Genomic DNA, 21,519 nt, shown 5'->3' on the forward strand with positions numbered 1-21,519 from the left:
AAATGGTCGGGCTGGAGTGCCCGTGTCATGCCCCCCACTACAGGAATAAATTCCCCATGACTCCGCTTGACTCTTCGGGCGGCCTCTGGAATCCTAGGGAACATAGCAGGAACAATTGTGAGTGGAAGCTGACCGTCATGGCGACAAGCGCCGTGGCGCGGGAGACTGTTTTTGCCCTGCGCCGCCAGATCGCGAAGATCGAAGGGACCTTGCCCGAGCGCCTGGAGGCGCCGGCCAGTTCGTCGTTTGACGCGGATGTCCCTCGTCAGAGTCTGACACCCTCTCGGCATCCGACACCCGCTCGGAATCTGACCATTGTCCGGCGCGGCCTCGCCGTGGCGCCGCCCGATGCGTTTTTGCGCACCGGCGCCGAGCGCCTCGATGCTGCGCTGAGCGGCGGCCTGCCGAAGGCGGCGGTGAGCGAGTTTCATGGCGCCGCGACCCGCGATGCCGGGGCCGTTGCCGGTTTTGCCTTGTCGCTCGTCAGCCTGATCCTCAGCCAGGGGCCGCGATTGCCGGTGCTGTGGATCGGCACATCCGAGGTTTTCCGCGAGGCCGGCTTTCCCTATGCCAGGGGGCTTCACGCCTTCTTCGGCATCGAGCCGGAGCAATTGCTGTTTTCCGAGGCGCCAAGGCTGCTCGATGCGCTGTGGATCGCCGAGGAGGCTGCCCGGATGACGGCGCTGGCCGCCGTCATCCTCGAAATCCGCGGCAGCCCGCAGCGGCTTGACCTCACCGCGACGCGGCGGCTGCACGCCCGCGCGCAGAGTGCGGGCCGGCCGCTGTTCCTGCTGCGCCAGGCCGGCGAGCCCGAACCGACGGCAGCGCCCGTCCGCCTCATCCTGTCGGCGGCACCGGCGGCAACGCGTAAGACGCTTGCCGGGCCGCTCGCCGGCTCGATCGGCCGGCCCGCCTTCACCGTCGCCATCGGCAAGAGCCGCACGGCCTTGCCCGGAAAATTCACACTGGAGTGGAACCCCGATGAACGCATATTCGAAGAAAGACGGGGCGAGCAAGGAAGGTCTCAGGAATGGCCCCCAGAACGGCCAAAGAATCCTATCCCTGTGGTTTCCGCATCTCGCCGCCGAGAGGATCCTGCGGCAGCGTCTGGGGCGGTCCTGGCGTTCCCGGCCGTCGGATCACCTGCCGCTGGTGATCAGCCATCGCCAAGGGAACACCCAGCGCATCGCCGCCCTCGACGAACGGGCTGAGGCGCTTAATCTGAAGCGCGGCATGGGCATAGCCGACGCACGCGCCATGCATCCCTCGATCGACATCGTGGAGGCCGATCCGGAGGCCGACCGGCGCCTGCTCGAAGGCCTCGCCGACTGGTGCGACCGCTATACCCCGCTGGTGGCGCTTGACGGGACCGACGGCCTCTATCTCGACGTCACCGGCTGCACCCATCTTTTCGGCGGCGAACGCTCGATGCTGGACGATATCCTGTCGCGTTTTTTCCATCAGGGCTTCGATGTCCGCGCCGGGCTTGCCGCCACGCCTGGTGCTGCCTGGGCGGCGGCGCGGTTTGCCGGTGACCGCATCGTGCCCGATGGCGAGGAGGAAGCGCTTCTCGTGCCCTTGCCGCTGGCGGCGCTGCGCATCGACCCGGAGGTACGCGCCAGCCTCGAAAGCGTCGGCCTGCGCACGGCGGGCGCCGTCATGGCGGCACCGCGCGCGCCGCTGGCCCGCCGCTTCGGCGCATCGCTGCTCTTGCGCCTCGACCAGGCGCTTGGCCGCCTCGAGGAGGCCGTGTCGCCGCGCCTGCCGGTGGCACCGCTTTCGGTCGAGCGTCACCTTGCCGAGCCGATCATGCTGACCGAGGACATCGAGCGGCTGACCGGCATGCTGGCGACCACCTTGAAGAGCGACCTCGAGCGTCGCGGCGAGGGCGCAAGGCGGCTGGCGCTGCTGCTTTTCCGCGTCGATGGCGGCGTCAGCCGCATCGCCGTCGGCACCTCGCGGCCTCTGCGCGAGCCGCGGCTGATCCAGAAATTGTTCCACGAAAGGCTTGCCGCGCTCGAACAGGATATCGACGCCGGCTATGGCTTCGATCTCGTGCGCCTTTCGGTGCTGACCGCCGCCGCCTTCGACATGCAGCAGGCCGACCTTGCCGGCGAGACGAGCGACGACGGTGCCGATATCGCGCTTTTTGCCGACCGCATCCGCGCCCGGCTCGGCGAAGGCGCGGTCTTGAAGCCGGTCGCCGTCGAGAGCCATTTGCCGGAGCGCGCCGTCGCCACCCTTCCCTTCACGGAGGCGCCGCAGAGAAGCTCGCCGCCGAAGCAGCCGGACAAGGCGAAGGACGCTCCCACGACCGTCTTCCAGCCGGAACGGCCGATCCGGCTTTTCCGTTCGCCCGAGCCGATCGAGGTGCCGGCCACCGAAATGCCGGAAGGCCCGCCTTTGAACTTCCGCTGGCGGCGCGCGCTCTATCGGGTCGCGCGCGCCGAAGGGCCGGAGCGCATCGCGCCGGAATGGTGGCGAGGGGCGGCGGGACGAGAAGATGCCCCGACCCGGGATTATTTCCGCATCGAGGATGCCGACGGCCGCCGTTACTGGCTCTGTCGCCAGGGCCTTTACGGCGCCTCGCAGCCCTCGCCGCGCTGGTTCATGCATGGGATCTTCGCATGAATGCGCTGACGGCCAACCCCTATGCCGAATTCGGCATCCAGTCGAACTTCTCGTTTCTGCGCGGTGCCTCGAAACCGGAGGAGCTGGTGGTCGCGGCAAAATTCCTGGGGTTTTCGGCGATCGGTCTCGCCGACCGCAACACGGTGGCGGGCGTGGTGCGCGCCTGGCAGCAGGCCAAGGTGGAGGGTGCTTCCTATCATCCCGGCTGCCGCCTGGTTTTTTGCGACGGCACGCCGGACATCCTCGCCTACCCGCAGGATCGCAAGGGCTGGGGGCATCTCTGCCGCATGCTGACGCAGGCCAATCTGCGTGACGAGAACGAAAAAGGGGCGACGCTCCTCAAACAGAGCGATCTTCTCGAATGGGGCGATCTCCTGTCGCTCGCCATACTGCCGGATGTGTCGGCGGACGCGGAAACCAGCCTCGCACTCCTTAGCCGGCTCACGGATCGTTTCGGTGAAAACCTGCGGCTTGCGGTTTCGCCGGATTACCGCGGCAACGACCGCTTCCGTATCGAGCAGGCGGCGGCGATGGCGGAGCTGGCCGGCATCCCGTTGATGGCGACCAACGATGTTCTCTACCATACGTCGGAACGGCGCCCGCTGCAGGACGTGCTGACGGCGATCCGCCTCAATGTGCCCGTCGCCGAGGTGGGGCTGGAGCTGGCGGCCAATGCCGAGCGTCACTTAAAGCCGCCGCTGGAGATGGCACGGCTTTTCCGCAGGCATCCGCAAGCGCTGGCGGAAACGCTGCGTTTTGCCGGCGAGCTGACCTTCTCGCTCAGTGACCTGCAATACAATTATCCCGACGAGCCGACGGAATCGGGTCTTGGGTCGCAGGCCGAACTGGAAAGGCTGGCCAAGGAGGGAGCCGCCATCCGCTACCCCTCGGGCGTGCCCGCTTTTGTGACGCAGCGCATCGAGGAGGAGCTCGCTCTGATCGAGCGCCTGAACTACGCGCGCTATTTCCTGACTGTCCACGACATCGTCAAATTCGCCCGCAGCCAGAACATTCTCTGCCAGGGGCGCGGCTCTGCCGCCAACTCGATCGTCTGCTTCTGCATTGGCATCACCGAAGTCGGCCCGGACAAGATCGAAACGCTTTTCGAGCGCTTCATTTCCGAGGAAAGAAACGAGCCGCCCGACATCGACGTCGATTTCGAGCATGAAAAGCGCGAGGAGGTCATCCAGTACATCTATTCCAAATACAGCACCAAGCGCACCGCGCTGGCCGCCGCCGTCGTCAGCTACCGGGGCCGCTCGGCGATGCGCGAAGTGGCCAAGGCGATGGGCCTGTCGGACGACGTCCGGGGCGCGCTGTCCAGTTCGATCTGGGGCTGGTCGACCTCGGAGCTCGGCGAAAAGGAGACAAAGGCCGGCGGCCTCGATCAGACCGATCCATCGACAAGGCATGTAATCGAATGCGCCAACGAGATCATGGGCTTTCCCCGTCATTTGTCGCAGCATGTCGGCGGCTTCGTCATCACCCGGGACCGGCTCGACGAGATCGTGCCCATCGTCAAGACGGCGATGGACGAGCGCAAGATGGTCGAGTGGGACAAGGACGATCTCGACGCGGTGAAAATCCTTAAAGTGGACGTGCTGGCGCTCGGCATGCTGACCTGCCTGCAGCGCGCCTTCACCCTGCTCCAGGATCATTATCCGCAGGCGCGGGACGAGTACGGCCTGCCCTATGTGCTGGCCACTCTGCCTGCCGAGGACAAGCATGTCTACGACATGATCTGCCGTGCCGACACGATCGGCGTCTTCCAGATCGAATCGCGCGCGCAGATGTCGATGCTGCCGCGGCTGCGGCCGAAAAGCTTTTACGACCTCGTCATCGAGGTGGCGATCGTGCGGCCCGGCCCGATCCAAGGCGACATGGTCCACCCTTATCTGCGCCGCCGGCAAGGCAAGGAAAAACCCGAATATCCCAAGCCGGAACTGGAAAAAATACTCGGCAGGACGCTGGGCGTGCCGCTGTTCCAGGAGCAGGCGATGAAGATCGCCATCGTTGCTGGCGGCTTCAGGCCGGGCGAGGCCGATGAACTGCGCCGCGCCATGGCGACATTCAAGCGCACCGGCACGATCGGCAATTACCGCAAGAGAATGGTCGACGGCATGGTCGCCAAGGGCTACGAAAAAGACTTCGCCGAGCGCTGCTTCAAGCAGATCGAGGGTTTTGGCGAATACGGCTTTCCCGAGAGCCACGCCGCCTCCTTCGCCCTGCTGGTCTATGCCTCCTGCTGGTTCAAGACCTTCTATCCCGACGTGTTCTGCGCCGCGATCCTGAATTCCCAGCCGATGGGGTTTTACCAGCCGGCCCAGCTTGTCCGCGACGCGCATGACCACGGCGTCGAGATCCGCGAGGTCGACGTCAATTTTTCCGGCTGGGATTGCGCCTTGGAGAAATCGCCTTTCGTTCCGGATCGTATCCTTGACCGCCATGCCCAGATGCGCGGCGTCATCCGGACCAGCCATGCCGTCCGGCTCGGCTTTCGCCAGGTCAAGGGCCTGTCGAAGGAGCGCATGGAAGCGTTTGTGTCGAGGCGCGGCGCCGGCTATGCATCCGTACGCGACGTCTGGCTGCGCTCGGGCCTCAACGTCGACGAGATCGAAAAACTGGCGCAGGCCGACGCTTTCCGGTCGCTTGGATTGAACCGTCGCGACGCTCTATGGGCGGTCCGCGCGCTCGACGGCAAGAGTGCCGCCGAAAAGCTGCCGCTGTTCGACCAGCCGGCGATCCGCTTGCGCGATCTGGAGCCTGCAACCAGGCTCCCGACAATGCCGCTCGGCGAGCACGTCGTCCACGACTACCGCTCGCTTGGCCTGTCGCTGAAGGCGCACCCGGTCGCCTTCCTGCGTCAAAGGCTGGATCGTTCCGGCGTCACGCCCAATGTGCGGCTCGGCCAGGTGCGGGACGGCCGGCGCGTTTCGGTCGCCGGCCTCGTGCTGGTGCGGCAGCGGCCGGGCAATGGCAAGGCGATTTTCCTGACGCTGGAAGACGAGAATGCGGTCGCCAATGTCATTTTCTGGGAAAGGACCTTCGACCGCTTCCGCCCCATCGTCATGGGCGCGCGTCTCATCCGCGTCACCGGCAAGCTGCAATCGGAATCGGACGTCATCCATATCGTCGCCGAGAAGGTCGAGGATCTGACGCCGTGGCTGTCGGTGCTGCTTGAGCAGGCAAGGCCTGCGGACAGACTGTCGAGCAGTGCAGACGAGGCTCAGCCTGGCAGCATCGCGCAAACGGAACTATTGGGAAAGGCAGAGAAGGTCATGCCCAAGGGGCGCAATTTCCAATAGAGGGGGGATCGCTATGGAGCGGCTCTGAACCGCAGCATTCAGGACGTTCCGCCCATGCGCGGTGGCGTGGGCACGGTATCGTCAATGGTGATCGTACGTGCCTCCGAGGGCAGCATGATCGGAATGCCGTCCCGCACCGGATAGGCAAGCTTTGCCACCCGCGAGATAAGCTCGCCGCGCTCCGGGTCCCAGGCAAGCGGCCCCTTGGTCAGCGGGCAGGCCAGCAGTTCCAGCAGCTTGGGATCGACAGTCCTGTTCCCGTCACGTCCATCCGCCATTTGGTTTGTCCTTCCACAGGGCAATCGGGTTAGGTTTCGAGCGCGGACTTCCCCTTCTCCCGTTGTGGGAGAAGGTGGCCGATCGAAGCTCGGTCGGATGAGGGGTGTTCCAGCTTGGCACCGACGGCGATCCTTCCAACACCCCTCAACCGTCTCGGCGCTGCGCGCCGATCCACCTTCTCCCCGGGGAGAAGGCAAGAGCCTACTGCAAACTCGAACCGAAATCCTCATTGTCGCGCGCCAGCGCCATTTCGGTGATGGCGATCAGGGTCTCGGCGCGTGTCTTCAGATCGGCCGCTTCGAGCAGCGCCTGTTTCTCGGCCGGCCCGTAGGGCGCCATCATCGACAGTGCGTTGACCAGCATGGCGTTTTCGGCGCGGCTGACGCTTTCCCAGTCGGCCTCCAGATCGTTCGCCTGCAGATAGGCGCGAAACGCTTTGAGCAGCGCCGGCCGGTCGATCTCGGCGTCTGCCTGCTCCTCGTCGAGATCGGCGAGAAAGGGTGCCAACCGGCACTGCCGGAACGGTGTTTTGACCGTGAGCTCCTGGACAATACGGAACCGGCACACGCCCTGCAGCGAAATCAGGTAACGGCCGTCGCCGCTCTCGGACAGCGCAATGATGCGCCCGGCGCAGCCGACATTGCAGAGCTCCGGCTCGCCGTTGGGACGCAGCGCACCGTCAAGGCTGGGCTGGATCATGCCGATCAGCCGCGGCCCGGCGATCGCCTCGTCGACCATCTGCAGATAGCGCGGCTCGAAGATGTTGAGCGGCATGCGGCCTCCCGGCAGCAGCAATGCGCCCTCAAGCGGAAAGATCGGCATGGTCGACGGTAAGTCCGCAGCGAGCCGGTAATGCGCGTTTCCCGCCTGCACCTCAATCCTCCGATCGCTTTGTCAGGAAGCGCACCAAATCCGTCTCCTCCCGGCCGGCACAAGGCGCAACACCGGAAACCTGAAATCGAACGCCGTCCGAAAACCTAATCTGGCGCAGCCGCGGCCCACCGCAAGCCCGCGCGACAAAACAGTCCGCGCCGGCTCAGGAAAACAGCAGCGACGACAGTTTGCGCCGTGCCGACAGCGTTGCTTCGTCGGTCATGCCCCATGCCTCGAAGAGCTGCAGCAACTGGGTTCTGGCGCCATCGTCGTTCCACGAGCGGTCGGCCTTGATGATCGCCAGCAGATTGTCGGCCGCCGCCATGCGATCACCCTTGGCGTTCTGGATCATGGCAAGCTCGAACCGTGCCTGGTGATCCCCGGGATTTTCGGCCAGCCGCCGTTCCAGTTCCGCCGGATTGCCGAGCACTGCTGCTTGCGCGGCGAGCGCCATCTTGGCCCGCAGCGCGGCGAGTTGGGGCGCATCCTTCTTTGCTTCCGGCGCCCGCGCCAGCACCGTCTCGGCACCTTCGGCATCGCCGGCCTCGAACAGCAGATCGCCCAAGCCAGCGATCGCCTCGATCGTCTCCGGCGCCTGTTCCAGGATGGCATCGTAAATGTCGGCCGCCGTCTGCACGTCCCCGGCGTCGCGCGCTTCGGCGGCCGCAGCCAGCGCCTCGGCAACTTGCGGCGCACCGCCGTTCTTGCCGCCGACCTTCTGGATGAATTGCGTGATCTGGCTCTCGGGAATGGCGCCCATGAAGCCGTCGACCGGCTGGCCGTCCTTGAAGGCAATGACCGCCGGTATCGACTGGATGCCAAGCTGGCCGGCGATAGATGGATGGTCGTCGATATTCATCTTGACCAGCTTGACCTTGCCACCGGCGGCTTTCACCGCCTTCTCCAGCAGCGGCGTCAATTGCTTGCAAGGGCCGCACCACGGCGCCCAGAAATCGACCAGCACCGGCTGGCGACGCGATTCCTGGATCACGTCGGCGGCAAATCCAGCGGTCGTTGTGTCCTTGATGACGTCGGCCGGCGCCTCCGCAAGCGCGACCTTCTCACGCGCGGCATCGGTGCCGCCATATTGCACGGTGGTGGCATACCGGCCGCCATTGCTGCCAAATGGGCCGCCAAAGGGGTTGCTATCACTCATCTCGTCGCCTTTCGGTCGCCCCGCCGGCCAAGGGACGGGCGCAACATCCTTCTTTAGAACCCGGTTTCAGTCACCCATGTGGCGATCATGCCGAGACTTTCAAGATAACAGCATCATGTCCGGTTGCCTCGACGAATTTGACCAGGTCCGCGGCAGCGATGGAAGTCGTCGCTTCGTTGGTCAGCGGGTGGGCATTGACCACCGCATGGCTCATCAGCTCCTCGTCCAACACGACCTTGATCCTTCGCTCGGTGTCGTTGATCAGCCCGAACACCGTGACCGCGCCCGGGACGACGCCGAGAAGCTCCATCAGCATCTCCGGCCGGCCGAAGGACACGCGCCCGGCAGCGCCGATCAGATGGTGGATCTGCTTGAGATCGACCACCGCCTCCTCGTCGACGCTGACCAGGAAGAAATTGTCCTTCTTGTCCTTGAGGAACAGGTTCTTGGTGTGGCCGCCGGCGATCTCGCCGCGCAGCGCCTGCGAATCGGCGACCGTGAACAGCGGCGGATGCCGCCGCGTCGATACCTCGATCCCGAGTCGGGCAAGAAAGGCGAAAAGTTCGGCTTCGGTCTTCGGCATCGGTCTTTCTTCTGATGGCCCGCTTTCAACGGCTTGTTCGGCTAACGCCGTTTACGGCCAATGATGCGGCCAAGACAAGCCCGTCGCGCAACGCGGGGGTGATTGCCTTGCGACGTCTCGCAGGAGGCTTGTCCGCATTGCCGACGAAGCAAAAAGCCTGCGAATTCCCTGTTGCAATCGCCGCGCTCTTCAGCCATATAGGCGCGGCTTGCGGCCCAAAAGCCGCGCGAGCGGGTGTAGCTCAGGGGTAGAGCACAACCTTGCCAAGGTTGGGGTCGAGCGTTCGAATCGCTTCACCCGCTCCAGTTTCCTTGAGGGGAATCAAGCGATTAAGAGGCGCCTTTCGGGGCGCCTTTTGCTTACATGGCGAAAAGAGTGTCCCTGCCTGCCATGGGCGATGCGCGGAAAGCCGCGCTGTGACCAGCAGGTGTCGCAGCTTTTCTATTCCGTTGTGCTAGCTTTTTTTCTGCGCCGAATAGTGTGCGACTGCGCGACGGCCATTTTCAACTCGGGCGTGATCTCCAACGGTGCATTCTCTGCCCCATGTTGGTTCTGTAGCCCCTGGACCTGGACGGTCGGAAATGGGAGTTCGATGCCCTGCTCCTTGAAGACCTGGCGAAGGCGTACATAGAATTTGCGTTTCATACCGAAGGCGCCTCCCGGCTTGGTTGTGGCCTTGACCCTCAATACGATGCCGTATTCGCCGAACTCCTGTACGCCCTGCATCTTGATCGGGTCGAGCACCCAGTGTTTGAACTCGGGATCTTCCGCCAGTTCGAGGCCGATCCGCTTGATCAGCTTGCGAGCGAAGTCGATATCGGTGTCATAACCAACGGTGATGTTGAATTTGTCGATAACCCAGTCACGGCTCTGGTTCTGGACTGCCCCGAGTTCACCGAAAGGTATCGTGAACAGCGGACCACGATGGTGGCGCAGCTTCACCGAGCGCAGCGAAAAGCTTTCCACAGTACCCTTGTAATTGCCCGATGAAATGTATTCGCCAACACGGAACGCATCATCGAGCAGAAAAAACACGCCTGAAATGACGTCCTTGACAATGGTTTGTGCCCCAAAGCCCACGGCGACGCCGACGACGCCAGCGCCGGCGATCAATGGGCCGATCTGGATCCCCAGCGAGGCGAGCATCATAAGCACCGCCATCACGATGATCGATGCGAGCAGAATATTCTGGAGAATCGGCAAGAGCGTGTGCAGCCGTGCCTGCTGCGGATCGAGGATCGGGACGTCCTCGTCGCTGATCACAGGGTGCGGTGTTTCGATGCCCAGCTTTCGTTCGATCAAAGCTTTGATGATCGACCAGCCGAAGTCGGCGGCGAGGGCAATGACCACGACATTGATCAAGCCGCGCAATATGAACGTCGTCGTCGTATCGCTGTCCCGCATGGATTGCATGTCCAGACCCCAGACACGTGCGAGAAGGTAAGCCGCCGCCAGGATGAAAATCATTCGGATTCCGCGATCGATGACAGCGATCGTCACCGCCGGGATCGTGGGCCGGCCGACATCTTCCGAACCTGGCCGCAGAACGAAATTAACCCCGCGCTGCGTCACCACGATTGCCAAAGGCAGGAAGAATGCGGCGAAGGTGAACCAGAAGTATGTATAAAGGCCGGCGATACGCTGCAGGAACAGGACGACGAAATAAGCAGTCAATAGCCATGTCGCTTCCGTGTGACCGATGTGGCGCGCACCGTCTCGCTGCGTTCTTGGCCGACGCCAGATGGCGAGCAGCAGGAGCAACAGCAGCACGAAATCGGCGCCCAGTGACAGGACCATCATTCCGTCCTGATCGATGCCGAGACCTGGCAAGAGGATAAACGCGGCGCCGAAGAAGGCGAAGACGCCGACGATCCGGGGTAGCCAATAGGACCAATGGTCAGCCGCTTCGTTGGTGATCGGCAAAGCACGAACCTCGACGGCGTTCTCGACGTTCATGAAGGAAGGGACGAGCATGGCCATGACGTACATGCGCACACCCCATGTAACGACTGCCGCCATCAGAAATGTCAGTACAATCTCGCGGATAAGCATCGGCCAGTCGAACAACATGAACGCGCCGGCGCTGCCCAGTGCGAAAGAGACTATCAGCATGCTGGAATAAAGCAGGCGGCCACCAATCTTCTTGGCTCGCCCAACGGGCGTATCCTTCGGTTGCGCGATAATCCAAAGACGAAATGGACGGGTGAGCTTGAACGTTGCCCAAGTGAGTGCCAGGCCGGCAGCGATGAACATTGCAATCAGCACAAATACGCCGGCAGGCCCCTTGCTGGACATATCCTCCATCGTCTCTGCCCGAACACGCGCGAACTGGCCTGGCAGCAAGGGCAAAGTTCGCACGATTCTTTCGATATGATGCCTGATCCCATCGAGCGTCGAGGATGCCATCGTATTCATCTGCCCGGGTGCGACCACGGCGCCGGACGATGCGTCGGTCGGCGAAGCCCCTCTCTCGGCGGGCGCTCCCGTTGACCCGGCGCCCTGATTTCGCTGTTCGGCCACCCAGGCCTTCACTGACGGATCGTCGAGAAGCTCGAATAGCTGGTTGACCTTTTGAGGCGGGACGGTCGCCGGCGCTTGCGCCTGTGCCGGACCGGCCAACAAGAGGGCGATCCCAAAGACGAGCGGCCTGGCAATCAGGGCAAACATCGCAGTCAGGTCTCCGAGACGCCGTGCCGGGCGCGCCAGGTTCCTGGCTCCCAATCGTCGAGTCATGAGTGGCATCGTGCTGTTAACCTTCCGGTCAGATCGGCGAGCAACGACATCTATGTCCGTTGTTGCCCTACCTTGAAGAAACCGATGTTGCGGTGCAAGACGTCATCGTTCCGAGCCAGACCGTTGCGCCGGGTACTTGGCGGTGTTTATTTAGCCGCGGGGGAAGGGCATTCCGACCTCGGCCCAGGCCTCCGGCCGTTCTATGAACTGGGCATCGACGTTAAATCTCAGGAACTGATTTCCTGAGTTGACCAGGACAGACCTTTGGCGGTCGCTCGGTGGTCAACTGCTTCGCGCACCGCTGCGGACATTCGAAACCATGATGTTGCTTGAGATGCAATGCGCTTCCGGGTCGGCACTGCCATGCGGCAAATCAGGCCGGGAGCCGCCACATTCGCACACGACCTGTACCACGCAATTCCGTTTCCTCGAGCGGGTCGCAAGCAAAATTTGGTCCAAGCAGTTGATGAGTTGCATCCGAAATACGGATTTCATCGGGCTCCGCGGACGTTTGGATACGTGCGGCGAGATTAACGGTGTCGCCCCATAGGTCATAGGCAAACCGCCTTTTGCCTATGACGCCCGCCACGATTGGTCCTGAGTGAATTCCAATTCTGAGTCTTATCGGTTCTCCTGCGAAGCGTTCGAGCTTAACCGCCTTCCGCAGTTCAAGCGCATAGTGCGCAAGGGCTTCCGCATGATCGGATCGCGCGGCGGGCAGGCCAGCGACCACCATCACACAATCGCCGATTGTCTTGATCTTTTCGCAGCCGTATCGCTCCGAGAGCAGATCCGCCGCTTTGAAGAAGTAATTTAAAATAGCGAGCGTCGTCACGGCTCCGACGTTCCGCGCTCTTTCCGTAAAACCGACGATGTCGGCAAAAAGCACACTCACCTCTGCGTAGTTGTCTGCAATTTCTTCGTGCGCTTTTAGCCGCTCCGCGATAGACGCCGGAAGAATGTTGAGGAGCAGGGCTTCGGCGCGCTGGTATTCACGCGACAATCCCTCTTGGCTCGCCCTCAACGCCTCGTTCATCGATTGTAATTTCTCGTTGAGTTGACGCTCCCTCTCTTGCAGGAGCGTCATTTCATAAGCCTTCTGTTGAAGCCGCTGCCTATTGTCGCGTTCGGCATTGGCGTCAAGAAAGAGCAGCCACACGCAGGCATTGTCAGCAAAAAGATGGAGGTCCGCGACACGCCCGCTGGGAAGTTCGACCATGGCCATATCATATGGAAGCTCCGGGCAGGGCAACAAACCTTCCATGAATTCAAGCTGCTCGGCAACAGGCTTACCTATGCGAACTGACGAGAGTCCGTAATGTTTAACGTTACCGCCCTTCGCAGCTATGCAAAGCTGGGCGTCGATTTTCAGATATGCGACCGAGCGCTCGTTGTAGAAGAAATCGTAAATCCAGCTTTTAACTTCTCTTGGCAAGACGTGCATGGTTTATTTGCTGACCATCGAAGCAAGTTGACGAAACGCATCATCAACATGCTCACCCGAAAGCGCACTTGTTAGATAGACTTGCCATCCAAGTTGCCTCAGTTCGTCAATTTCACTATCCGATATTGCCCACCGATCGGCCAGATCGGATTTGTTGAACAGCAATACAAACGGCATAGCGCCGAATTCAGCCTCGGCCCGCTCGCGCAACGTGAGCGCCACGGCAAGAGTAGCAGCGCGTGTTCCATCGACGACAAGCACGAGCCCACTCGCACCTCGCACATAGCTGACGCGGAATGAGCCGATATCGTCTTCGCCGGCCAAATCCCACAAAATCAGATCCACGGTTTTGTCCGGGAATGCGACGCTCTTCTTGTCGATTTTCACTCCCACCGTGGTCAAGTAGGTTTCTGAAAAGATGCTTTGCACAAACCTGCGAACCAGACTGGTCTTTCCGACAGCGAACCCGCCCAACATGCAGATCTTCTTTTGCAATATCCTGGGCTCCGCCTAGTGGAAGTTTACCGTAACCGAAACTCTGCGGTTGGCGGAGTTCCCGGTTCGGCTATTTTCAATCTCCGCTGGCTCAAAGGTGCCCGCGCCGCGAACCAAGAGCAACTCCGGATCGACGCCGCGCTTCTTGAGAAGCGCACGAACTGTTTCCGCGCGCGCGGCGCTGATCGACAACTTGGCCGTTTCACGGCCCGTCTCGTCCGAATGGCCGGTCAACATGAACTGTGCTGTTACGCCTGCCTTGCGGGCGGCCTTGGCCAATTCCTTCAACTGATTCGCCAATTTGTCGAGAACCGGCAGTTGCTCTGGTCCCGGTACAGCCTTGCCAGAATCGAACAAAATGTCGACCGCTTGAATAGCCTCCCTCAAATGAGTGAGTTGCGGAGGGGTCAACTCACGCAGCTCGGAGATTTCTAGAGAGAGTCCGTCCGCGGACAGCTGTTGGGCGGCGACCCGCGCCCGATCTATCCAGGCGGCAGGAGCTTCACCCTGGGCAACGATGCGATCCTTTATGATCGAAAGCCGTACTGAATCCGGCGGAGTCAGCGACGCCATCAGCCGCTTCACCACGAACTTCGGATCAAGGCTTTGATAGAATTGCCACTGTGAATGAACGCGAGCAGGATCGACCCCTGTTCCGGACAGCAGAGCCTTCGGGTCGGCGGCCTGCGGGTCTCTCAGGCCGGAAATATAGAAATGTCCGCCCCTCGCCGTTTGTTGGGCGACGATGATTCCCGCTTGGGCCTCCAGTCGCGACACATAAGTCTGCCAGTGCTCCGCCGCGCGTGCTTCGGGGCTCACATCACGAACCTTGGAGATGTCGAATTCCGGTCCGCCTGCCGAAAGCTGTCGGGCCGCTGCGCGTGCGAGATCTATCCAGGTGTCGGGAGCCTCACCCTCGGCAACGATGCGATCATTGACGATCGAAAGCCGAACCGATTTCGGCGGGGTCAGCGACACCACCAGCCGCTTCAGGACGAACTTCGGATCAAGGCTCTGATAGAATTGCCACTGTGAATGAACGCGAGCAGGATCGACCCCTGTTCCGGACAGCAGAGCCTTCGGGTCGGCGGCCTCCGGGTCTCTCAGGCCGGAAATATAGAAATGTCCGCCCCTCGCCGTTTGTTGGGCGACGATGATTCCCGGTTGGGCCTCCAGTCGCGACACATAGGCCTGCCAGCGCTCCGCCGCGCGTGCTTCGGGGCTCACATCACGAACCCTGGAGATATCGAATTCCGGTCCGCCTGCCGAAAGTTGTTGGGCCGCTGCGCGCGCCCGATCTATCCAGGTGTCGGGAGCCTCCCCCTCGGCAACGATGCGATCATTGACGATCGAAAGTCGTACTGAATCCGGCGGAACCAGCGACGCCGTTAGCCGCTTCAACACGAACTCCGGATCAAAACTCTGATAGAATTGCCACTGTGAATGAACGCGGGCGGGATCGACCTGCGTTCCGGCCAACAGCGACTGCGGGTCGGCGGCAAGCGGGTCTCTCAGGCCGGAAATATAGAAATGTCCGCCCCTCGCCGTTTGTTCGGCAACGATGATGCCCGGCTGGGTCCCCAGTCGCGACACATAGGTCTGCCAGCGCTGCCCGGATTGCCAGGAAAGAAAGAACCAACCGCCTGCCGGAATCAAAACCAGCAGGACTGCAGCCACGACCAGCCACGGAAATCCCTGGTTTGATTCCTCCTGCTTCAGTTCAACACAGGTCTGCAACTGCGTCTCTACGCCGGCCAACTGCGAACTGTCGCCGTCAAACTGCTCTAGAGCCTGTGAGCATTCATCATGGATGCGAAGCAATACATCGCGAATTATTTCATGTAATTCCTCCGGCGGATTTCCCCGGATCACCGCAACCAAGGTCGCAAACGGTCCAACTTCCGACCAGAGACGAAGCTCCCCGAAACGAATGGTGTCCAGGCCGCTCTGTTCTTTCTCGTTAAATGAGTCTTTTACAAAATCTTGAATTGCACTAAGCATAGAAGAAATGAGTTGAGGATCTTCGCTAGTTGCATTATCAGCAGTTACATGCGCTATCAAAAGCCCGGAATTGCGATTGATTAGAAAGACGTGTTCTACACGATAGACAAGAGAATGCTTAAGAACAACTTCTGAGAAGCTTGCTCCTGTTCTCCAAGCTTCAAGTCTCCACTTAAGCCCATGCCAGGTAAATATATGTCTTAAAGTTTCATTCAGCGACTGAAAGGTTTGGTCGATCTTTTCGCCGATCGACTTGCGAATAGCCGGCAGAAACACCGGGTACAATATATCCGTCAGTGTGCGCGGGCTCTTCTGGATGGACCGTTGCACGGCCCTCTCGACAGCTGGCGCAAGGGCCTCTCCGAGTTGCGCATGCGGCGCACGTGCGGCTGCACTGGGGAGAACACCCCCAACTGCAGCCGCAAGCTGCTCGGGTTCGTCGAGCAGGTGCGTAACTCGTGAAAGCTCCGAAATTTCGCCGCCGACCAGCAACTGGCGCAGCGTTTCCATGCGAGGATCGGCGGCTGGAACTCCTTCGAGACGCGCACGATAGTCCGGATCAACGTTCCGGGCAATTTCGATCAAAAGGCGAGCCAGAGCCTCGCGATCAATCTCTGTATCGTTCGAAGCTGCTCTTTGAGGGAGGCTGATTGGGTCGACAGTCGACGTCAAGTTCCGATCAACTCACTTTCCAGGTACGCTCCGAGTTGTTCTTGCTGCCGACGGGATCCTGATTTAGACATTTTGCAACCTCGACAAACAGGCCAGCCAAAAGATTTCTGTCGGTCTTGACATTGCCAAGATCGGAAAACATTTTCTCCATCAGCATCTGAATGCTTTCATTCTTTTGCTTGATTTCCTCACGCAGCAAATGATCGTTTCGATTTATCCGGTCCGCAACTTCCCGCTCAAGCTCGCTCAACTGATCCGACAACGCGCGCACCTGCTTTTCGAGCGCCTGATTTTGCTCGCGAAGATTCCGGTCAATCTCCTTATCGGCGTCGGCTCGCGCGTCTTTTTCGTTCCGCAATTGCGCCGCAAGCGAGTCGACCTGCTTCTTTGCATTTGACTCGTACATTTCGAGATTGCGCTTGGCCTCGGATTCGACATCCTTGAAGCGCTGCAAGACCCGTTCTTCAAGCTTGGAAAAGCGGCGGTCATAGTCCTGCATCTGGTTGCCGAACAGCAGATCACGTATCTTGTCGACACCTACAGCGTCGCCGGGGGCCCCGCTCTCGCGAGCCTGGCCCGCCATGAAGGTCAGCCCGCTTCCGTCTGCATTACTTATCAGATTTGCGTCCGCTTTATTTGCTGAAGAAGCGGTATTCGAAGATTCCTTGGCCATCTTTATGCCCCCTTCTTTGAACAATTGCCACAGTGCACCACTCAGAAACCAGCAAGCATGCCAGCAAAATACCCGGCTCGCAAGCCGGAATCTTCTTGGCTTAAGCCAATTCGTGCCTCCCTTTTACATCTCTTGGACTAGCAGCAAATGCACGAGTTCCGATTGATGTCGCTCTCGCATCTCTTTGTGATAGCAGCCATAACCGGCTAATCTAATCGATCATTGGACGCAATCAACTATCGAAATGAGTAATACAATGTCAGGCTATAGCTACTGGAGCGCAATTAAGTAGCGCAGACTCATTAGAAGTGTCTAAAGTAGCTGGCCTGGCGGTGCACGTACCGTCTCGCACCCGACTGTATACTGCGACGATCAGCTTCCGATGCGGGCCCAACGGTAGAAGGAAGGTCTTCTTTCGCACGGAGAATGGCTGTTCGAGAATGCACCTCGGAATCGAGGCGTTTCGGTCGATAGGAGGGGAGCGACAGTCCCAATAACTGCAGTCATTCACACCAAAGCTTCAGTGGGCGGCATTTGTTGCGCCCCCAATTGCAAAAGACGTCAGGTTGCCATAGCTATTGCACTCATACGGTGCCCGGGACCGCCGCCTGTGGTCATGGCGCCGACTCCGGGGATCGACATGAGTATGCGGCATGCTTGGCTTTGACGTGCATCTGCGACAGCTGGCGCCCAAGCTCGGCGGCACGGATGCGAATGCTGCGCCAGGCTTCCAACTTCGGTAGCACGACAGGAGCAAGCTCGCTCTGCAGCCAAATGGCGGCGTCGCGGCGGCTCGGAAGAGTTCGCAGGAGACTGTTTGGACGCCGCGTCCCTGAGGACCGTTTCCTTTGGCAGGAAATCGCCGGCTATGTTTCGGGACTCTTGTTCTACCTTCGAACCAACGCGCGGGTTACACGGCGTGGCGCATAATCCCTTGGTTTCAATCGTGGTTCCTGCGCACAACGCGGAGGTAACGCTGGCGCGCGCACTCGATTGCCTTCTCGATCAGGAAATAGTGGATTGGGAGGCGATCATCATCGACGACGCCTCCACGGACCGCACCCCCGCGATCATCGCCGGTTATGTGGAGCACGATGCCCGGTTTCGGACGTTGAGCTCTTGCGCGCATAGCGCCGCCGGCGCGCGCAATATCGGGATGTCGACAGCGCGCGGCCACTGGCTCATGTTTCTGGATGCGGACGATTGGGTGGATGCCAGCTTCCTTGCGAAAATGCTGGCCGCACTTGAAGCCGCGCCCGATGCGGTCGCCGCCTATTGCGGTTCCCGGCGCGTGATGCCCGATGGCGAACTCGCCCAGTCGAGCATCGCGACGGAGGTTGCGATCCAGCCCTTCGAAACATTCGCGCGCCGGTGCGCGATCCGCACTCACGCGCTGCTCGTCGACCGGAAGACAATTGCCGAGTTGGGCGGCTTCGATGTGTCGCTGCGCACCTGCGAGGACTGGGATCTGTGGCAGCGCCTCGCACGTCTAGGCAAACATTGGGTGATGGTCGACGAGCCGCTCGCTTTCTATCGGGTCAGCCCCAACTCGCTCAGCCGCAATTCGGCGCAGATGCTGGCAGATGGCGAAATCGTGATCGCCCGCGGCTTTTCCGCCGATCCCAGGGTCAAACACCCGGCATCGGCTCACGCCAATGGAGCGATCGAGGCGAACGGCCGCACCGCTTCAGAAGCACTCGCGTGGTTCGCGTTGTGGAACGCCGCATCGGATTGCGGCTGCGGCTCGCGCTCGATCAACCCGCAGTCCCTGCGCGCGCTCCCGGCAGGACGTAAGTGGGCGCGTGAGATCGCCAAGGTGGCCGTCGATGGCCTTATGGTAGGAAGCCTGTCGGTGCCAGCGCAATTGGCTGCCAGGTGGGACAGGTTCGGCGGCTCCCTCACCGAGTTGATCATCGAACTCGGCAAGGTCTGGAATAATCCCGACGCGGCTCGCCGCGTGCAGTATCACTTTGAGCAAATGCTGCTCGATGTCGACGATCTTGCCGCGCCGCGCAGGCTGGCGCGGACACTTGGAATTCGTGTCGACGCGCGAAATCCGGCCTCGATCGAAGTGCCGGAAGGAATCGATCAAATCTATGCCCATCTGATGATGGATGGCCAGATCGAGGCTCTCGTGCAGTTCGGCGTACTCGGGAGAGTGACAAGGCGTCATTGGATTGAATTGATCCTGAATTTCGTGCCCCCTGAGCGGCCTATGCACACAGCCGCGCGACTTGCAAGGCGATCGCCTGTAGATGCACCGCAAAAGGGCGCCGGTGCCGACAAGTCAAACATGTTTGCAGCCGAGGCATTGTTGTCCATGGCGGGACGCCGGTCTGATCGGGACAGCCATTTCGGCAAACTCGCGGGATTGGCCGCGGAAGCGCAGGCGCTGGTTCGGTCGAGCGCCGAAACTAAAGAGTCTTTTACAGCGCCGCGCCGTGCACGGGCCGCGGATGGGCGCGACAATGATCGCACATCTTTCTGGAATCGCCATTTCGCGACCGAGGATCCCTGGAACTACGGTTCGCCCTATGAGCAGGAAAAATATGAGCGGCAGCTCGAAATTCTGCCTGCCGGTCCCATCGGACGGGCGCTTGAGCTGGCCTGCGCGGAGGGCCACTTCACGCGGCAGCTGGCGCCGCGCGTGGGCCATTTGACCGCAACTGACATCTCCGCCGTAGCCGTCGGACGGGCGCGCGCGCGATGCAGCGATCAGCCGAATGTTGAGTTCGGCGTACTGGATTTCTCTGCGGACACGCTGCCGGGCGAAATGGATCTGATCGTGTGTTCGGAAGTGCTCTACTACCTGGATGATCTCGCCGATGTGCGGCGCATCGCCAAAAAACTCATTGAGGCGTTGGCGCCTGGCGGCAGTTTCATCAGCGCACACGCATTTGTGCTACGAGACAATGTTGGAAGGACGGGCTTCGACTGGAACACATTCGGTGCACAAGCGATCTCAGAGACCCTGGCAGCGACCGACGGCCTCGTCCTCGAGCAATCGATCCAGACCGAGCTCTACCGCATAGACCGCTTCCGCCGCTTGTCACCAGGCGACGTGGCGACGGAACCGATGGTAGATCATGTGCCAATCCGCGCACCCGTTGAAATCGGGGTCGCGCGAAATATCGTCTGGGGCGGGGCGCGGGCCTTGCGCCGCGACGTGGCACGTAGCGAGCGGCGGCAGCGTATCCCCGTCCTCATGTATCACAGCGTCGCCGATGATGGTCCGGCCGCGCTCGCCCGTTTTCGGCTCGCGCCCGCCGCATTCGCCAGCCAAATGGCATGGCTGCGCGCCAATGGCTTTCACGCGATTAGGTCCGAGCAGCTGGAATGGTTCATCGTCAACCGTCAGCCTTTCGTTGGCCGCCCAGTGCTCATCACGTTCGATGACGGCTTCCAGAACTTTGCCGACCATGCCTGGCCGGCCTTGCGCACGAACGACCTGACCGCGGAAGTGTTCCTGGTGACGGACTTGGTGGGTGAAAGTGCACAATGGGACGCCTACAGCGGCCCGCCGACGCAGCTTATGGACGCTGGGACGGTGCGACGCCTCGCCGGCGAAGGTGCGTTCTTCGGAAGCCATCTGGCGACGCATCGCGCGATCGATGGTCTGTCGAGCTCTGACTTGGCCGCCGAGCTCCTGCGCTCTCGTATGTTCATCGAACGATGGACCGGTCGGCCAACCACGGCGTTCGCGGCACCCTTCTCTGTCACCGACCGACGGCTTGGCAGGCTGGCCAAGGAGTGCGGCTATCGAATCGGCTTCGGCGGCAGACACGGGCCGGCGGACCTTGATTGCGATCCCATCGACCTTCCGCGCATCGAGATTCGCGGAGATCACTTGCTCGATGACTTTGTTGGCAAAGTCGAGGCCGTGCTCGCATGAACGGTGAACTTGCCAGTATCTAGATTTGTAACAAATTGGTTCCGCTTTTTATTCGGTGTCCCGCCCGCTTACCTCGTTCGCAAGTCTATTGGGCGACTTGGGATACGGCTGACATCAGCTCCTGCGGGCTTGGCGCCCCAAACATGTATCGCCCACCCTCGGGAACCTCCGTGAAGCTCCAGCGGACGATCCCCTGCCGGTCCAGCAGGAACTGACCGACCAATTGTCCGTGTCCCGTTGCTAGCATCTGCTCGTCGGCTTCGGTCAGCTCGTAATGGTCCCTCTTGTTGAGGATTTCGCTGGCCGCAAGAGGATCCATAGGACCGGGCAACTCGCCTGGTAGGTCGACCCGCATATCCTTTGCCGCTGCCATCGAGACCTTGTACGGCCAGTTCGTCTCGTTTTGGGTGAATTCGAGATTGGGCAGTCCAAAAGCACGATGTGAAGCGCGTTCAGGATCGGAGGCCGCAAGCAGATTCGGCATCGGATGGTAGCGGAAATAGAGACGCGCCCGTTCGATCGGCGTGTTGACCACCGTCAGGCTCTCCACGCCCTTTTCGCGCAGCTCCGGATCAAGCCGCGCCTGGGCGGCGATATGGCGCCGGCAAAACGCGCAATGCAGACCTCGAAACAGGCCGACCAGCACCGGTTTTTGGCCGCGAAAATCGTCAAGCGCGATCTTGCCTTCCTGGGTAATGGCGTCGAGTACCACGTTTGGCGCACGGTCGCCCGGTTGAAGCGGCACCAAGTCACTACGCGCGGACATTTCCAACCTCCAACCC

General features: G+C 61.0%; 14 protein-coding genes, 1 tRNA gene and 1 pseudogene. 5 read left to right on the plus strand and 11 right to left on the minus strand.

Features of this window, described 5'->3' with window-relative positions; genetic code table 11:
* The first annotated feature begins 137 nt into the window (after positions 1-137).
* From NKI58_RS21410 to NKI58_RS21420, 3 genes are read left to right on the plus strand one after another with little or no spacing between them, the layout of a single operon-like run.
* On the plus strand, positions 138-1,211 hold the full coding sequence (locus NKI58_RS21410; RefSeq protein WP_352782746.1) for an ImuA family protein: 1,074 nt from the start codon (positions 138-140) through the stop codon (positions 1,209-1,211).
* Complete coding sequence (locus tag NKI58_RS21415; RefSeq protein ID WP_352782742.1) at positions 1,153-2,631, plus strand: DUF6504 family protein; 1,479 nt, start codon at positions 1,153-1,155, stop codon at positions 2,629-2,631. The genes NKI58_RS21410 and NKI58_RS21415 overlap by 59 nt, the downstream gene beginning before the upstream one ends.
* Entirely contained in the window at positions 2,628-5,936 is a 3,309-nt protein-coding gene (locus NKI58_RS21420; RefSeq protein ID WP_352826750.1) for an error-prone DNA polymerase, read from the plus strand. The genes NKI58_RS21415 and NKI58_RS21420 overlap by 4 nt, the downstream gene beginning before the upstream one ends.
* Before the next feature lie 38 nt (positions 5,937-5,974).
* Here the strand turns inward: NKI58_RS21420 and NKI58_RS21425 are convergent, their stop codons facing one another.
* The 4 genes from NKI58_RS21425 to NKI58_RS21440 all read right to left on the minus strand — a co-directional run bounded on the left by NKI58_RS21425 (position 5,975) and on the right by NKI58_RS21440 (position 8,827).
* Positions 5,975-6,214: a Trm112 family protein gene (locus NKI58_RS21425; RefSeq protein ID WP_352782736.1), complete on the minus strand. Its 240-nt coding sequence runs from the start codon at positions 6,212-6,214 to the stop codon at positions 5,975-5,977.
* 202 nt (positions 6,215-6,416) lie between these two features.
* Entirely contained in the window at positions 6,417-7,088 is a 672-nt protein-coding gene (locus tag NKI58_RS21430) for an LON peptidase substrate-binding domain-containing protein (protein WP_352450238.1), read from the minus strand.
* Positions 7,089-7,251: 163 nt separating this feature from the next.
* The gene (gene trxA / locus NKI58_RS21435; RefSeq protein WP_352782733.1) at positions 7,252-8,244 is read right to left on the minus strand and encodes a thioredoxin; all 993 of its coding nucleotides are present in this window, start codon (positions 8,242-8,244) and stop codon (positions 7,252-7,254) included.
* An 85-nt stretch (positions 8,245-8,329) separates the two neighbouring features.
* A complete protein-coding gene (locus NKI58_RS21440) occupies positions 8,330-8,827 on the minus strand; it encodes a prolyl-tRNA synthetase associated domain-containing protein (protein WP_352853735.1) in 498 nt (165 codons plus the stop codon).
* 230 nt (positions 8,828-9,057) lie between these two features.
* On the opposite strand from NKI58_RS21440, the gene NKI58_RS21445 reads away from it, so the two are divergent.
* Positions 9,058-9,132, plus strand: a tRNA-Gly gene (locus tag NKI58_RS21445).
* Positions 9,133-9,268: 136 nt separating this feature from the next.
* Here the strand turns inward: NKI58_RS21445 and NKI58_RS21450 are convergent.
* From NKI58_RS21450 to NKI58_RS21475, 6 genes and pseudogenes are all read right to left on the minus strand, one after another.
* The gene (locus NKI58_RS21450) at positions 9,269-11,494 is read right to left on the minus strand and encodes a mechanosensitive ion channel family protein (protein ID WP_352782727.1); all 2,226 of its coding nucleotides are present in this window, start codon (positions 11,492-11,494) and stop codon (positions 9,269-9,271) included.
* 439 nt (positions 11,495-11,933) lie between these two features.
* Complete coding sequence (locus NKI58_RS21455) at positions 11,934-13,004, minus strand: adenylate/guanylate cyclase domain-containing protein (protein WP_023675981.1); 1,071 nt, start codon at positions 13,002-13,004, stop codon at positions 11,934-11,936.
* A 3-nt stretch (positions 13,005-13,007) separates the two neighbouring features.
* A complete protein-coding gene (locus NKI58_RS21460; RefSeq protein ID WP_245274668.1) occupies positions 13,008-13,499 on the minus strand; it encodes a Rab family GTPase in 492 nt (163 codons plus the stop codon).
* A gap of 15 nt (positions 13,500-13,514) precedes the next feature.
* Entirely contained in the window at positions 13,515-16,085 is a 2,571-nt protein-coding gene (locus NKI58_RS21465; RefSeq protein ID WP_352782723.1) for an OmpA family protein, read from the minus strand.
* 94 nt (positions 16,086-16,179) lie between these two features.
* On the minus strand, positions 16,180-16,845 hold the full coding sequence (locus tag NKI58_RS21470; protein WP_031211579.1) for a DUF3450 domain-containing protein: 666 nt from the start codon (positions 16,843-16,845) through the stop codon (positions 16,180-16,182).
* A 612-nt stretch (positions 16,846-17,457) separates the two neighbouring features.
* A pseudogene (locus NKI58_RS21475) lies at positions 17,458-17,603 on the minus strand (IS110 family transposase); the annotation flags it as partial.
* 161 nt (positions 17,604-17,764) lie between these two features.
* Here NKI58_RS21475 and NKI58_RS21480 point away from each other — a divergent pair.
* Positions 17,765-20,737 carry a trifunctional glycosyltransferase/class I SAM-dependent methyltransferase/polysaccharide deacetylase gene (locus tag NKI58_RS21480; protein ID WP_352853737.1) on the plus strand — a complete coding sequence of 991 codons (2,973 nt, stop codon included), beginning with the start codon at positions 17,765-17,767 and terminating at the stop codon, positions 20,735-20,737.
* An 85-nt stretch (positions 20,738-20,822) separates the two neighbouring features.
* On the opposite strand, the gene NKI58_RS21485 is transcribed toward NKI58_RS21480, so the two are convergent.
* Positions 20,823-21,503, minus strand: coding sequence for a redoxin domain-containing protein (locus tag NKI58_RS21485; protein ID WP_352577329.1), 681 nt, complete (start codon positions 21,501-21,503; stop codon positions 20,823-20,825).
* Positions 21,504-21,519: the final 16 nt, after the last annotated feature.

The sequence above is a fragment of the Mesorhizobium sp. M0522 genome (genome assembly GCF_040321085.1).
GTDB lineage: Bacteria > Pseudomonadota > Alphaproteobacteria > Rhizobiales > Rhizobiaceae > Mesorhizobium.